Here is a 15718-nt window from a genome sequence, read left to right as displayed (position 1 = left end):
GCGATTCTATTAACCTTTGACGCTGCCCGCTGTCATTCCTTCTATAATCTGACGTTGCAGGAACACATAGACGATAAGAACAGGAATGATACTTATGATAACGGCAGCCGATAGGGAAGCAAAGTTCGTTCGATAACCGTCGTTAAAGGTCGCCATGCCTGTCGGCAGCGTTCGGAGCGATTCGGAAGTTATGAACAATTGGGATAAAATATACTCGTTCCAATTGCCGATGAAGTTCAATATAAACACCGTAACGAGCGCCGGCACAGATATCGGAACTATAATTCGGAAAAACAGCCCCGATGCGCCTAATCCGTCCATAATGCCTGCCTCTTCGAGCTCGCTTGGAATCGAAAGCATGAAGGCGTAAATAATGAAGACGGTAATCGGCAACGCATATGTGGAGTATACCAAAATTAGCGACAAATGCGTATCATAAAGCTTATGTCCGAACAGCTCAATCCCTTGAATCAAGCGGTACAGCGGGATGAACAAGGCGCCGGCCGGAACGAGCAGGCCCAGCAGGATGAATTGATACACGATTTTATTCATCTTCTCGTATTTCATTCGGGAAATCGCGAATGAAGTCATTGCAGCGAATAGCAGCGTTAGCAGACATGCGGCAACGGTTACGTACACGCTGTTCAGCGCATACTTGCCGATATTGGCCGTACCCCATGCGGCTACATAGTTGTCGAAGTTGAACGAAGTCGGGAAAGACCATGTATTTTCCGTAATTTGACGATTCGTTTTGAAGGAAGACATGAACAGCCATAATAACGGGAAGAGCAGCGCGACGACATAAACGAACAGGAAGCTGTGCATCCACCATTGTGAGTTTTTCATACGTGCTGTCATTAGTACTGCACCTCCTCGCTCTTCGTTAACCGTTGCAGAATGCCGGTCAGAACCAAAATAATGATGAACATCGCAACGCCGATCGCGCTGCCGTAACCAAGCTCCATCGAACGGAAGCCTACCTTAAGCATGTATGTTGCCATAACCTCGGTCGATTGGAACGGTCCGCCGTTCGTCATAATTTGGACAATGTCCAGCACCTTCATTGTTCCGGATACCGAGAGCAGCAGCATAACGAACAGCACCGGCTTCACGAGCGGAAGCGTAATGCTCCACGTTTCTTGCCAGCCGTTAACGCCGTCAATCTTCGATGCTTCAACGATTTCCTTCGGAATGTTCAAGATCGCAGCAAGGCATAATACGATGAAGAAACCGACGTTTTGCCAAGCGTTGGCAATCAAGATGGAGAGCAGCGCGAGCTTCGGATCGGACAACCATTCGCGCGCCCAGCTTTCTGGAGCAACGAGGCGAATGAACTGATTGATCAGACCGGAATCGTAATTGTATAGAACGCCGAACAGAATCGCTACAGTAGCTGTCGATATAACAACCGGCACGAACACGGCCGATTTGTAGAAGTCACGCATCCGTCTAACTTTGCTGATTATGATCGAGATCAGGAAGACGAGCGGAATATTCACGATTAAGGAAAATACCATGAAGTAGAAGTTGTTCAGTAACGCTTTTCTAAATACTTCATCGTCCCAGAGCCTTACGAAGTTGTCGAAACCTATAAATACTTTCTCGGTAATGCCATCCCACCGGAAGAAACCGTAAATGAAAGAAACGATAACCGGATAACAGAAAAATATGGCGTACAAGACGAGCGTTGGAATAATGAACGCGATATAGGTGATCGGGTTTTTGAGCGCTTTGTTCATAGCTTCCCTCTCCTTAACAGTTTTGCGAATACGATTCACTTGTAAGCGATACCGCGCCCAAGGGTGAAAGAGGGTGTCCTCCTGGAAGGAAGGACACCCTCTCGCCCATCAGGATCGATTGTCATGTGTCGCTATTTGTCAATTACTGAGCTGCATTCGCTTTCTCTTGGGAAGCTTGAATTTTCTCAGCTACTTTTTCAGGCGTGCTTACTTTACCGATCAGCTCTTGGATGCCAACGTTGATGTCAGCGCCGACTGCCGGTTGTACGATAGCGTCATAAGCTTTCCACGAGCTCGAAGCGTTAGCCATTACCGTCAAGATTTCAGTCGTAAGCGGGTCTACGCCGGACAGGTCGCTCAGCTTCATGGAAGGAAGCAATTTGTCTTCGACAAGCGTGCGTTTTTGCACTTCTTCGGTGTAGAAGTTAGCGATAAATTTCTTAACGGCCCCGATTTGATCTTCGTTCAGGTTAGCCGAGAAGCCGAATCCGTTCGAGTACGATGCGTTGATCGACGTTTGGTCGCCTGCGCCGCCTTCGATGGACGGGAATGCGAAGTAGCCGATTTGGCCTTTCAGCTCGCCAGCTTCGTCGCCGGAGAAACGGTTCGCATCCCATGTTCCCGTGAATACCATTGCTGCTTTGCCGGAAAGCAACTGTGCGCCTTGATCTGCGTATGCAAGTCCGAGTGCGCCTTTCGTGAAGAAGTCTTTGTTAACAAGTTCAGCGTAGGATGTTAGACCTTTAACGAAGTTTTCGTCTGTCCATTTTGCTTCGCCGGATACGACTTTGCTGAATGCGTCGATGCCTACGTTGCGCTCCATAATCGTGTTCCACATCATGCCGTTAACCCAGCCGTCTTTGGCAGCAAGACCAAATGGCGTGTAACCTGCAGCTTTGATTTTGTCGGAAATTTCAAGCAATTGCGCCCAAGTCGTAGGGATTTCCAAGCCTAGCTCGGAGAAAATTTTCTTATTGTAGAAGATTGCTTCGCTGTAGCCGCCGAAAGGAAGACCGTATACTTTGCCGTCAATCGTGAACTCATCCAAGCTCGCGAACTTGTCTTTAATGCCAAGCTCTTCGATAATCGGTGTCAGGTCAAGCATGCGGTTTGCTTTCACATACAGGTTAAGGTCAGCGCCGCCGAATACTTCGAAGATGTCCGGAGGGTTGCCTGCAGCCATCTCGGCTTTCAGTTTCTGATCGCGGTTAACGATCTCGTCGATGCCTTCAAGCTTGAAAGTCAAGCCTTTGTTCTCATCTTGTGTTTTTGCAACGACATCTTCTAGGATTTTCAAGCGTGTTTTGCTTGTTTCTTTAATTTGTGTGTGACGAAGGGACAACGTTACGTCTTTCGCTTCCGCTTCCGGCGCTTTCGTCTCTACCGGTGCGTTTGTTGCGTCCGTGCCTTCATTAGCCGGCTTGTTGTTGCCGCCGTTGTTGTTGCCTCCGCAAGCGGATGCGACCAACATAATGGATACCAATGCAACAGCGATACTCGTAAAGCTTCTTTTCATTTGATAGACCTCCTCGTTTATGGTGTTGCTTGTTTGCCTCGCACCCTCATTATAGGATGCCATTGCCTATCGCTAGGAGGTCCAAAAAACAATAAGTTAGGGATACAATTCTACTTTTTTGGCGGGGAGGGATAAAATCTTATAGCCCGCCGGGTTACTTTTCCCGACAGGCTATGTAAATTTATCTTACGTATTAGTGACGCATATCCTCTGTTATTTGCTTGACTACTTCGTAAAACCGTCTCCACTCTCCGTTTTCACTTTGCAATCCGCCATTTTCTTTGGATTTCGAAGAATCCTCATGTGAGTTTTCCTTCAACATGGGAGCGTTTTCTTGCCGCAGTCTCTCCAGTCTTTGCTTAAACTGAGCATTATCGTCCGACATTTATATCCCTCACCCCTTCAGCCAGCTCTTGCGGAGGGCAAAAATCTCTTTCAAGTCCTCGGTAGACATTTCCGTAATCCATTGCTCCGACTGTCCGACGACTTGCTCGCTAAGCGATTGCTTGCTCTGGATCATCTCGTCGATCTTCTCCTCCAGCGTGCCAAGCGTAACGAACTTATGCACCTGCACCTGCTTCGTCTGTCCGATCCGGAACGCTCGGTCCGTAGCCTGATTCTCGACCGCCGGATTCCACCACCGATCGAAGTGAAACACATGGTTGGCCGCTGTCAGGTTAAGCCCGGTCCCGCCAGCCTTAAGCGATAATACGAAGGCGCAGCACGGCTCATCCTGATTCTGGAACCGTTCGATCATTTCATCGCGCTTCGCCTTCGGCACGCCGCCGTGCAAATACGGCACCGGCATCCCGAGACGCTCTTCAAGCAGCTTCTGAAGCTGCTCGCCCATATCAACATATTGGGTGAAGATGAGGCAGCGCTCGCCTTCAGCAGCGATCTCCTCGCACATCTCCAGCAGCCGCACCACTTTATTCGAGCGCTCGGGTTCCCATTGCAGCTTGCGTTCCTCAGCATTAAGAAGCGAGGGATGGTCGCACAGCTGCTTGAACTTCGTGAGCGCGGACAAGATAAGCCCGCGGCGCTGCATCGGTCCCAGCTTGTCGAGCTTATCCAGCAGATCGGCAACCAGATTCTCGTAGATGACACCTTGCTCTGCTGTCAGCGTCATATACGTCTTCGCCTCATTCTTCTCCGGCAGCGACAGCTGAATGGAAGGATCCTTCTTAATTCTGCGCAGCATGAACGGCTTCACCCAGCGCTGCAGCCCTGCAATCATCGCTTCGTCGCGCGTCTTCTCGATCGGGGCAACCACGGCGGTGCGGAATTCATTCAAGCTGCCTAAGTACCCTGGGTTAATAAAATCATAGATCGACCATAGTTCCGTAAGTCGATTCTCCATCGGCGTGCCGGTGAGAGCGATTCGGTGCAAGGCATTGAACCTGCGTATCGCGCTCGACTGTTTCGTATATACGTTCTTTATATTTTGCGCTTCATCCAAGCACAATACATCCCATTCAACGAGGCTAAGCACTTCTTCATCTAATTGAGCAAGCGAATACGAGGTAATAACAATATCCGCTTGATCGGCCGCCGCTCTGAACGCGTCACCCTTGTCGCGCTTCGCGCCGTAATGAAGCATCACCTTCAGCGACGGGGCGAACTTCTCAAGCTCTTTCTCCCAGTTGCCTATGACGGAGGTCGGACAGATGAGCAGCGACGGACCTCTGAATCCGCCCTGTTTCTCCTTCACCACCATCATATAGGCCATGAACTGAATCGTCTTGCCGAGACCCATATCATCGGCCAACACGCCGCCAAGTCCGAATCTGCGCAAGAACAACAGCCATGACACGCCTTCCAGCTGATAAGGACGAAGCTCTCCGAGAAATTGCGGAGGCAGCTCGGCTAGCGGAATCTGCGATGCTTGCTGCAGTTGGGCAAGCCATGTCGTCAGATGCTCGTTCAGCTCAACCTCCGCGCGAAGCTCTGATTCATAGACACTGTCGTCTTCCAGCGGCGTTCCGCCGCGCAGGTGCATCTCCAGCACGTCGCGGAACGATAATCCGCTGCGCTTGCCCATCTTATTCAGCCATTGCTTGATTTGGTCAACATCCTGCGGGTCAAGATGCACCCATTCGCCGCCCACTTGGAAGAGTCTGCGATTCTGCTCGGCGAGATGAAGAAATTCCGCCTCTGACAGATCGACGTCGCCAAGCGCCAGCTTCCAATCGAATTGAACGATCTGATTCAGACCGAACATCGGCTGGGCAGCCGACCCGACCGACGACTTCATCTTCGCCTTCAGACGCAGCTTGCGCGAACGCACCGCTTCCCACCAGCTCGGAAGCAGTACCGGACAGCCGGCCTCCAGCAGTTGCACGCTTGCACCCTCAAGAAACATCCACGCTTCATTATCCGTCAGCTCTGCGCGAATCACACCTTCTGCCGCCGTATCTTCCCACTCCGGCAGCGCGTCAATCCACTTCGCTTGCTCCTTCGCAAGCTTCGCCTCTATAAGCGGCAGCCACGCTTCTTCGATCGCGCGGCCATCTTCCGTGTCTGCTTCCCAGCCGGTATAACCGTCATGGCGAATCGGCAGCCACGGCCCGCCTTCCCGGCTTTGAAGCGCCGGGCGCAGACGCCAGCCGCTCGTCTCTTGAGGCTCGACGAGCTGCAACGCTACGCGGAACGGCAGCGTATCCTTGCTCAGCCCAATAGCAATGAGCCAATCTTCCTCATCCGACGATTTGCGCCTTAGCACGCCTTCGCCCGATAACAGGCCGATCTCTCGCCATGCTTTTGCAGCTAGCTCATTCTCCTCGATCATCTGCTCGACGGCATAACCGAGCCATCTATCGACGCCTTTATCTCCGGCATCTGCAGCCTCCTGCATGGACTGCTCCCACATGAGCAACTTTTGCTCTTCTTGCCTCGGAATCGCCATCCGCCAGCTGCGATGATGCTCGGTCCACGTCGCCCAATCAGGCATGAACCAACCGTTCAATAGCGCTTCTCTTATTTGCTCTGCGATTCGCATGAGAAGCATTAGCCTCGGCGTCCATTCGAGCTGCAGCAGCCTTACCGCCTGAGGGGCGGATAAATAATCGACCGCTATTAGCGGCTTAAGCTGCAGTAGCGTCCTGCCGCCAGCGCTGATTTCTTCAACTTCCGTACCGTACCATGAAGCCTTATGCCATGCGAACAAGAGAGAGCGCAGCCGATTGTCTGCCGCATCCTTCCGGCCTTCTGCGACCAGCATAATCGCCGACTCTTCCGCGTTCTCGTTCCAAAATCCGTCAACCACCAGTTTGCGAACGCTGCTTTGTACTCTCATGTTACGATTTTCCCTTTCCACAATTCCTCCTGGAATGCGCGCAAACGCTGATATTTCGAAGTTAAGCCTTTAATATAGTTATCCCAGCGAGCATCCTCCTGCTCGGATTTGTACAGACGTTCCAGCTTCTTGAGCTGCTTCACCGCCATCTTGTACCCTTGCCGGTTACGAGACTGAATGCTTGCGTCAATCGATTGATGGTATAGCGGCAGGAGCACCTGCGGCGCGGATTTGGCTACTTCACGCAACGCCTGAACGCCAACATCCTCTAGCCTTGCTCCGGTTAGCAGCTGGAGATCCGCCCATTCCTCATAACGCTGCTGACCCAGCCAATGCTCCGATAATTCGAGATAGGAAAATGGCAACAGCTCTGTCATATAGGTAGACCATTGCGGCAGGTCGGGACGATCCTGGTCCGCTCTCCGGCACAACGTCACGAAGACGCCTACCGTTCTGCCGTTGCGATTCGGATAGACGCGCTCATACAGGAAGCTCATCCAGAGCTCTACAAGCTCCCACTTCTCCTCCTCCATCCGTTGTGCCGCGCAAGGATAAATAACCCTTTGCGCTTTATCGAAGCTAGCCTTGGCGAAATGCTCCATCGACTTATCATCCTGTTTATCGAAGAAATACATCATGGCTATTGCAATCTGCACGAATGCCGACGGCTCTTCTTTCTCCGCCTCCAGCATCGACGTCAGCTCACGCTCGAACCATTCTCTATTACTCGACAACTTCTCGCTTAGTGACAAATAAATATATTCCCATTCAAACAATTGGCGTTCTACGTTAGAAGCCCGCGATTTAATGACCGCTACGAGCAGATCTGCCCACCGTGTCTCCGCGTCATCCATATCCGCGGGTTCAAGCTCTCCAATGAGTGTATATAAATGCTCAACCCAAGGCTCAGCCATTCGAATAAACGACATTTCATGATAATACCGGCTGAACGAATCGACTGTCGTAATAGCCACCTCAGCCTGCTCAAGCACGAAAATAACCGCAGTTGCCCAGTGCAGCCGTTGACGCGGCTTCTCCCAATCCTTGGATAACCCTTTAAGTGATTGAAGCACTGGCTGCAGGGCATGAAGCGAATGCCGGCATTTGCGCCATGTCTCGCCTTGCGATTGCTCCATCCAAGCAAGCCACTCCTCGCCGCTTGCTCTCTCGGACGGATGAGTGACGCTCCCCGCTGCTACAGCAGCTTGTTCCAGGCCGCCTATCGACACTTCGCTAGCGGACGTAAGTCCGAGCATTCGAAAGTAGGTCCTTTCCGCCGTCTTATGACCATCAGGCAGCTCGCTGCATGCTTGGAATAAGACAGCGGCCATATGCTTGCAGTAATGATCCTCCGGACAAGTGCATGAGCTGTAAGCAAAGTGACTTGCATCCATGACGACCGAATAAAGATCGCTGCCTTGCACAATCCCATACAGCGTATCGTATTCGCTCGCTCGAGTATTTTGAACGCGGCCGTCTACATAATATTGCCAACCCCGCTTTAATACGGATGCATCTATATGATCGCGCAGCTCTTGTTCCAGCGCAGTGTGCAGCTTTTCACTAAGAGGCATAAATGACATTCACCCGCTTCCTTTCCGTTCCATTGCATTCTTACTATTATACCACATGACGACTAGTCAATTGCCTCTCTAAGTGCCCAATCCTTCATTCTTGAAACAAAAATAAGCCAATCCGACGAATCATACTCGTCGAATTGGCTTATTAGCAGCGTTAAATAGGAATGATAACTGAAAACGTAATCCAATTATTAGGTTCGGCAGTTATTTTCACCGAGCCCTTATATTTGTCCGTAATCGACTTTACGATCGACAGACCGAGACCTTGATGTTCATCCTGCTTCGTCGAATAACCAGCCTCCATAAGCGGCTTCGTTATGACACTCGGAGCATTCGCGCAAATATTGCTGATCGTCAGCTCCAACTCGCAATCAGTCTGATTGCCGGTTAAATTGACGACTCGCTGCTCATCAGCGTACTTGAGCACTTCATCGAAGGCGTTATCGATAAGATTGCCGAGTATGCGATTCACATCCAGCGTCTTAGCTCCCATCTCCTGCATATTCAATCCGCTGAATGAGCAAGCGAACTGAATTTTGTGGCTCTCTGCTTGCGAGATCTTCGAGCGGATGAGCGCCGCAATAGCCGGGTTGCCGATATTAATAATATCGTTCATTAAGCGAATTTCGCCGGTTAGCTCCTTCGTATAGGCAGCAAGTTCCCTCGTCTTGCTTAATTCGGCCAGAGAGTGGATCGTCTGTACGTGATTAAGGAAATCATGCCTTTGGGCACGTATTGAATGGAACATTTGGTTAATCTCATCAATATAAGTTTCCTGCGTAACACGAACCGCCTTATCGCGAGACTGTCTGAAATAACGCATGGCTACGAAGGCAATGAGCAAACTAAAACCCGTAAGGATGATAATAATAAAACCAAGATTAAGGAACTGCTTGTCGAGCTGCTTCTGTACAACATTGTAGTCGGATACGAGACTGAGCACATAGCTGTTCATCGGAACGCCGTTCTCGTCCGTTATGCTCATCCCTTTATCCGTTACATCGACGGGGATGAACATTTTGAATACATGCTTGCCGTTTATCTTTTCTTTCAACGTTACCATTTGCTTCGACATATACGCTTGCCTTACGAGCTCGATATCCTTCTTCGACTTAAACGTATAATTGCCGTAGAAAATCGGTCGCTGCACTTGATGCTCCTGCACATCGCCATTCGGATGAATCGTTTGATGGCCGTCAGGGAACATTTCCGGATTAATGAAAGCAATTTCGAGCAAATCGTCGTTATGCTTGACCGAATTCTCGATCATTCGATCGACACCCGTCATCTTCTCGAATTCATCCAACAGCTCATAGCTGACATACGGGTCAACGATGTAATTGGATGCTCCGTCGAAATAATAGCCCCATTTATAAATTTTGCTGACGTCAGTGGATGATACTTCAAAGGGCCCGCTCCAGAAATTAGCCAGCGTCTGTCCTAACCAATCAACCGTCACTTCCTTATTGTCGAAAAGCTGATTGAAGGCGGTGTACCAAGGATCCCATGACTTCGTGCTCTTGCCAAGCTGGGTTGGGTCGGAGGATTTGTACAAAATAATGTCGTCGGGCTCTCGCTTGAGCAGTGTGATGTGGCTAAGATCAAGCTTGTCTCTCAGCTCCACTAGCTGCTCGTTCGTCACATTCTCAACATCCGGATCAAGCGCGTATTGCGTTGCGATCGAAGCAGTGCGCAGCTCGCGACCGATTTGATTCTGATAAAGCTCCGCGCCGAGCCTTGATTGCTCGAGAGATATCTCAAGTTGCTTCGCCAGTGCCAGCATTTCATGATTCAACGACTCTTCCAGCGTCTTCTTCGTCAAAAAATAATAGACCGTATTATTGATTAGAATAAGAATGACGATAATGCTAACCGCCATTAACCAAATGTTGCGCTGCATCCCCTGCATCTTGCCCTTCTGTATATTATAGCTCTCATTATGTCTCATGATCGCTTAATCGACAATCCAACTCTTTTTGACAATTGAATAATGGCAAAAACCTGAATAAAAAAAGAGCAAAATCATTAGCCTTTAGCCATGTAAACTTTCATTACAATACGGAACAATATTCCTAGCAACATAACAAAACGTGCAAATTTTATGAAATTTCAATCTGAAAAGCGTGAATATGCGTATGTAATGGTTCTATCATACCATATAATTCATATTTTTTGAGCAAATTGATCTATATTGTCCCATTCTTTTTTATATGAATAAAAATATTTATGCCGCTTCATACTATAGCAAGGATCCACATGATTCCAATATGGAGGGCAGCTGTGCTATGAGTACAAATGAAACGAATGACAATAAAGGCAGCGTAGCTCCCGGTGAGACGGCGCAAACGTTAACGAATCGCCAAGGCCATCCGATAACCGACAACCAAAATATTAGAACGATTGGCAATCGCGGTCCGTCCACACTCGAAAACTACCATTTTATTGAAAAAATATCGCACTTCGACCGCGAGCGCGTGCCTGAGCGGGTCGTTCATGCCAGAGGCGCCGGGGCGCACGGTTACTTCGAAGCGTATGGCAAGCTTGGCGATGAGCCAATTGCCAAGTATACGCGCGCGAAGCTATTCCAGACGGCAGGCAAGCAAACGCCGGTGTTCGTGCGCTTCTCCAGCGTTATTCACGGCGGCCATTCTCCGGAAACGCTGCGCGATCCGCGAGGCTTCGCAACGAAGTTCTACACCGAAGACGGCAACTGGGATCTAGTAGGGAACAACCTCAAAATCTTCTTCATTCGCGATGCGATGAAATTTCCGGATATGGTTCATGCCTTTAAGCCCGACCCGGTAACGAATGTGCAGAGCATGGGGCGATTCTTCGACTTCGTCTCGCAAACGCCTGAGGCTACGCATATGATTACGTTCCTCTTCTCACCTTGGGGTATACCGGCTAACTATCGCCAGATGCAAGGCTCCGGCGTCAATACATATAAATGGGTGAATGCGGAGGGCAACGCCGTTCTCGTCAAATACCATTGGGAGCCCCTTCAAGGGATTCGCAACCTGACCCAAGACGAGGCAGAGAGGCTGCAAGCCAAAAACTTCAATCATGCCACACAGGATCTGTATGAAGCGATCGAACAAGGCATTTATCCGGAGTGGGAGCTTCAAGTACAATGGATGAGCGACGATGCTCATGAGGAGCTGGACTTCGATCCGCTTGACGATACGAAGCGATGGCCGCCAGACCAATTCCCTATGCTGCCCGTCGGCAAAATGGTTCTGAACAAAAACCCGGAAAACTATTTCGCCGAGGTTGAGCAAGCTGCCTTCGGAACAGGCGTCCTCGTTGACGGACTCGACTTCTCCGATGACAAAATGCTTCAAGGCCGCACGCTTTCCTACTCCGATACGCAGCGTTACAGGGTAGGCAGCAACTACTTGCAATTGCCGATTAATGCGCCAAAGAAACGGGTGGCGACCAATCAGCGCGACGGCCAAATGGCGTTCTACGTCGATATCGCGCCTGGACAAAATCCGCATGTCAACTATGAGCCTTCATCGCTCGGCGGACTGCAAGAGGCAGACCGCCCCGGCGCCCCACATGAGCCGTTCTACTCGGACAAACTTACGCGGGCGACGATCGACCGCCAGAACAACTTCAAACAGGCGGGTGATACATACCGCCAGTTCAGCCAGCTTGAGCGCGATGACCTAATCGCTAACCTGGTAGATGCATTGAGCAACTGCACGCCGTACATTCAAGAGAAGATGATCAGCCATTTCACTGAAGCGGATGCCGATTATGGCGCTCGTGTCGCTGATGGCTTGAAGCAAGCGAATGCGAATGGACAAGGCGTTTCCGGCCATGTCGGCACGCATCCAGCGAACGAAGGTATGGAAATTGCAAAAGAGCTGGGCGAGCAAACGGACGGATACTGAGTCGAAGCAACATTTGATATGCAAAAAAAATGAGCCATGCAGAGACATCTGTCGCTTCAGCGGCAGAAAAGGCACTCTCACATGGCTCTTTTACTAGCGCAATTAAACTTTTATAAGGAGTATATTACGATATGCTGACTAAGCTATTCGGCAGGAGCAAGCTTACCAAGGTCGACATCGCTTCGCCACTATCAGGAGAGATTCTAGCGGGACCCCGCGAGGATGCGCTCGCCATCAACCCGGAGAGCGGACAAATCGTCGCACCTTTCTATGGCACCGTATCGCATATTGCCGATACCAGCCACTCCATTGTCGTCGAGCACGCATCAGGCTTAAGACTTCAGATCGATATCGGCGTTCGTACCGACGAGCTCGGCGGCGATGGTTTTAGGTCTCATGTTCGAGCTGGAGATACGTTCCGAGCAGGCGAAACGCTCATTGACTTCGACATTGATGCGATTGTTGCATCCGGCTATTCGCCGGTTACATCCGTTGCGATCGAGAACGCAGAACTGACAAAGACCGTTGAACAGCTAGTTACGGACGGCAACGTCTCTTCTGGCCATGAAATTATTTTGCGCGCCGAGTTGAACGGTTGATGAGCATTTGAATTGTCCCAAAAACAAAGACAGCATATCGCTATGCTGTCTCGTTGACTTTATTAAGCTATTTTTTGGATTACAATCGAAGCACTAACGGTTGGCGCACTATTCGGCCCAGTCAAATTACCTTGGAGAATTACCGTACCCGTTTGGTCTATGCGATTGAGTGTCAACACCCCGCCTGCGGATAATTGAGCCACGACTTGACCTTGATAAGGATTGTTGCCAGCTGCTGATCCATAGTTGCTGCAAGGAACTAGCGTTGCTGCTCCAGGCCCAGCGCCGTCGGCATCGAACCACAAGCCGAATGCCGAATTCCCCTCCATTGGATAAACTTCCCAACTAATATGATAGAAGCCGTTCTCGATAATATTCAGGCTAGAAGGAGCAGTGAAAGTAATTGCAGTTCCAACCACAACCGGTGGATTCTCGAACGTAACAGCTCCGCCTTGAGAACCAGCTTCCTCTGCTGCCTCTACTTCCTGATCTACATCACTGCATACGAAAGCGAACGCGGATATGCCTCCCGGAGGGCCTTGCATCCCCGGAACGCCTTGAATGCCTTGAGGTCCTTGAACGCCTGGAGCGCCTGGAGTTCCTGGAGTTCCTTGAGGGCCCGTAAGCCCCGTATTTCCTTGAGGACCTTGCGCACCTTGTGGTCCTTGCGGCCCTGGAACAGGACGAACTCTAACAATAGGAGCCGGACAAGTTACTTTTACGACTTTCTTTTTCAAAACAATATTTTTATGACATTTCGGTTTACATTTAGGTTTATCAATCGGTTTCCACTTCGGCTTACACTTAGGTTTAGACTCCGGTTTCCACTCTGGTTTAAATACCGGTTTCCACTTCGGCTCACACTTCGAAACTACTCTCTTATGAGACCTTTTGTTCACAAACTTATACAAATATATACACCTCCTACGGATTTGTATATATTACTCATAGCCTATCAAAGCTGATCGTATATTAACCCACCTGATGCTAGACTGATATCTATTTATTACAAAATCAGGCGTTTGCCGATTGAAAATGATAGATTCAGGGACAAGCGGCTGAAATAATGAAGACTTGCCTTTATGGTCGATACCCTTCAAAGCTTGTCTCCTCGCCACGCAAAACAAAGACAGCATATCGCTATGCTGCCTCATTGACTTTCTCTATAAGCATGTAGAAAGGGCGAGAAGCCCTGACAAACGAGAATGGAGAGAGCTTACTATGTTAAATTTGTAACTCCCCAAGCTTAATCAGCTCGACAACCGCTTGCGAACGACCTTTTACGTTCAATTTCTGCATGACATTCGTAGTGTGTTTCCAAGCACATAAAGTTAAACAATAACCTCTGCATTGATGACACCGTTCTTATCGATATTAATTTTCTGCACAACCCTTAACAGAAGAGACCTTGTTTTCTCGATATCTTCATACGATTCAAGGCTAGTCAACTCTTTAATAACAGCTCGAATTTCCTTATAATTCTTCTCCATATCCAAAGTCAACCTTTCGTTGGCTTCGATAACGCGCAATTTCTGCTCAACCTCTTCGATCTCCCTCTCGTAAATTGATTTTTCAAATTCGTATTGGACTGAATCGATTTCCCCAAGCATATTTAGCTTCCTTGTTTCAAATAGCAACTTCCGATTATCCATTACTTTCTTCTCAAGTTTAGCTTTATCCTTCTTATTGGAGTTCTCAGGCAGACTTGCTTCAACACTCTCAACTCCACCAGAATCAAATGCGGTTAACTTCTCACTGAGAATTTCAAGGATGAGACCGATTAGCTCGTCCCGCATCTCGAAATAAGGAATCCACTTCCCATTATGACAACCACTCTCCCCGACTCTACGACGACGAGAACACATCAAATATCTGTATTGAGTCCCACGAACCAGTGATGACATTGTAACCATAGCAGAACCACAATCGCTGCAGTAGACCATCTTGGCAAATACATTTACGAAAGATCTTCTCCCGCCACGAGAGCCTCCACCTCGCACTAGTCGTATTTCCTGCGCTCGATCATAAAGTTCCTTACTTATAATCGCTTCGTGTGTTGGAAACTTAGTGATCTCCCATTCATCTTTCGGTTTCTGTACTAATTTCTTACCGCGATCCATCAGATCAGAGAGATCATTATAAGTAACCTCTACTGTATGCCTTCCAAATACTGTATAACCAGTATAGTTTTCGTTTTGAAGAATTCGCTGTACAGTAGATAGCCCCCATAGACCTCCCTTGTAAGAAGGTATTGCTTGGCGATTACCATTGTCTCCGTTAAGGAAATTGACTATCGCCTTTTCTCCTTTTCCGCCGTTCACATACAAATCAAAGATCATTTTAACGATATTCGCTTGTTCCGGTATTATCTCTAAAGTTTTCCGGCCTTCGACTAAAACTTTCTTATACCCATATGGCGGAATTGATCCTGTGTAGTTACCAGCAGCGGCGGAGGCTCTGATTCCTCGTCTCGAAGATACACTTATATCTCCACTCGTATTCTGATTTACGACAGATTTAATGCCGAACAACAACTCATCATCTTTTATCCCTGAATCGTATCCATCCTCGATAGAAACTACGCGGACTTTCAAAGCATTAACTAGAATACGTTTTAAGGATATTGCATCAAGAGCATCCCTACTAAACCTGGACAATGACGTGAAAAAGAGGGAACGAATGTCGCCCCTCTTTGCATCAGTGATCATTTGTTGAACATCTTCTCTAGCGACAATACTTGTCGCTGAATCACGGTCCTCATAAACTTTTCCTATTTCAATATTCATCCGTTTTGCTGTTTCTCTAATAAAAGCCTCTTGATGTTCAGGGCTGTCTTTCTGTGAATCTTTTAGGGTCGACACCCTGACATAAGCTCTATCTTCACCCGTTTTGCTCATTACGCATTTCCTCCGAAATGTATTTGTGCAGAACCTCATCAAGATTATGCGACACCGCGCCATTTTTAGCAAGCACAGATTCGATCTTTTCCTTTACTAGTGATCTGACAATTTCATCCGACTTGTTCCCTACACGAATAATATTTATTATAAAAGCCTTTCTTTTCTCCGCCATGATTCATCACCCGCTATATGT

The 15718-nt window shown here is 48.8% G+C and carries 11 protein-coding genes and 1 pseudogene; 2 read left to right on the top strand and 10 right to left on the bottom strand.

The features are described from left to right. Nucleotides 1-9: 9 nt before the first annotated feature. The 6 genes from AC0YN0_RS09620 to AC0YN0_RS09595 form a co-directional block, all read right to left on the bottom strand. Nucleotides 10-858, bottom strand: coding sequence for a carbohydrate ABC transporter permease (locus AC0YN0_RS09620; protein ID WP_337099032.1), 849 nt, complete (start codon nt 856-858; stop codon nt 10-12). After that, a complete protein-coding gene (locus AC0YN0_RS09615) occupies nt 858-1739 on the bottom strand; it encodes a carbohydrate ABC transporter permease (RefSeq protein WP_475821082.1) in 882 nt (293 codons plus the stop codon). Before AC0YN0_RS09615 ends, AC0YN0_RS09620 begins: the two co-directional genes overlap by 1 nt. A gap of 142 nt (nt 1740-1881) precedes the next feature. Next, nucleotides 1882-3255: an extracellular solute-binding protein gene (locus AC0YN0_RS09610; protein ID WP_475821081.1), complete on the bottom strand. Its 1374-nt coding sequence runs from the start codon at nt 3253-3255 to the stop codon at nt 1882-1884. Between the two features lie 394 nt (nt 3256-3649). Beyond that, complete coding sequence (locus tag AC0YN0_RS09605) at nt 3650-6550, bottom strand: DEAD/DEAH box helicase (protein WP_475821080.1); 2901 nt, start codon at nt 6548-6550, stop codon at nt 3650-3652. Further along, nucleotides 6547-8133, bottom strand: a complete 1587-nt coding sequence (locus AC0YN0_RS09600) for an SWIM zinc finger family protein (protein ID WP_475821079.1) — start codon at nt 8131-8133, stop codon at nt 6547-6549. Before AC0YN0_RS09600 ends, AC0YN0_RS09605 begins: the two co-directional genes overlap by 4 nt. Nucleotides 8134-8284: 151 nt before the next feature. After that, nucleotides 8285-10039, bottom strand: coding sequence for a sensor histidine kinase (locus AC0YN0_RS09595; RefSeq protein ID WP_475821078.1), 1755 nt, complete (start codon nt 10037-10039; stop codon nt 8285-8287). A 376-nt stretch (nt 10040-10415) separates the two neighbouring features. Between AC0YN0_RS09595 and AC0YN0_RS09590 the strand changes: the two genes are divergently transcribed. Further along, entirely contained in the window at nt 10416-12026 is a 1611-nt protein-coding gene (locus AC0YN0_RS09590; RefSeq protein WP_475821077.1) for a catalase, read from the top strand. Between the two features lie 131 nt (nt 12027-12157). Continuing rightward, nucleotides 12158-12625 (top strand): PTS sugar transporter subunit IIA, encoded by a 468-nt coding sequence (locus AC0YN0_RS09585; protein WP_475821076.1) that lies wholly within the window; start codon nt 12158-12160, stop codon nt 12623-12625. 62 nt (nt 12626-12687) lie between these two features. Here AC0YN0_RS09585 and AC0YN0_RS09580 read toward each other — a convergent pair whose 3' ends face one another. The 4 genes and pseudogenes from AC0YN0_RS09580 to AC0YN0_RS09565 form a co-directional block, all read right to left on the bottom strand. After that, nucleotides 12688-13362: a collagen-like protein gene (locus tag AC0YN0_RS09580; protein WP_475821075.1), complete on the bottom strand. Its 675-nt coding sequence runs from the start codon at nt 13360-13362 to the stop codon at nt 12688-12690. Nucleotides 13363-13849: 487 nt separating this feature from the next. Next, a pseudogene (locus AC0YN0_RS09575) lies at nt 13850-13939 on the bottom strand (helix-turn-helix domain-containing protein); the annotation flags it as partial. Nucleotides 13940-13956: 17 nt separating this feature from the next. Continuing rightward, a complete protein-coding gene (locus AC0YN0_RS09570) occupies nt 13957-15522 on the bottom strand; it encodes a recombinase family protein (RefSeq protein WP_475821074.1) in 1566 nt (521 codons plus the stop codon). Then, nucleotides 15506-15697: a hypothetical protein gene (locus AC0YN0_RS09565; protein ID WP_475821073.1), complete on the bottom strand. Its 192-nt coding sequence runs from the start codon at nt 15695-15697 to the stop codon at nt 15506-15508. Before AC0YN0_RS09565 ends, AC0YN0_RS09570 begins: the two co-directional genes overlap by 17 nt. Between the last annotated feature and the right edge of the window lie 21 nt (nt 15698-15718).

This window comes from Paenibacillus sp. J22P218 (genome assembly GCF_056269195.1).
Note: the sequence above shows the minus strand (reverse complement) of the source record. Positions and strands in the feature narration are given on the sequence as shown.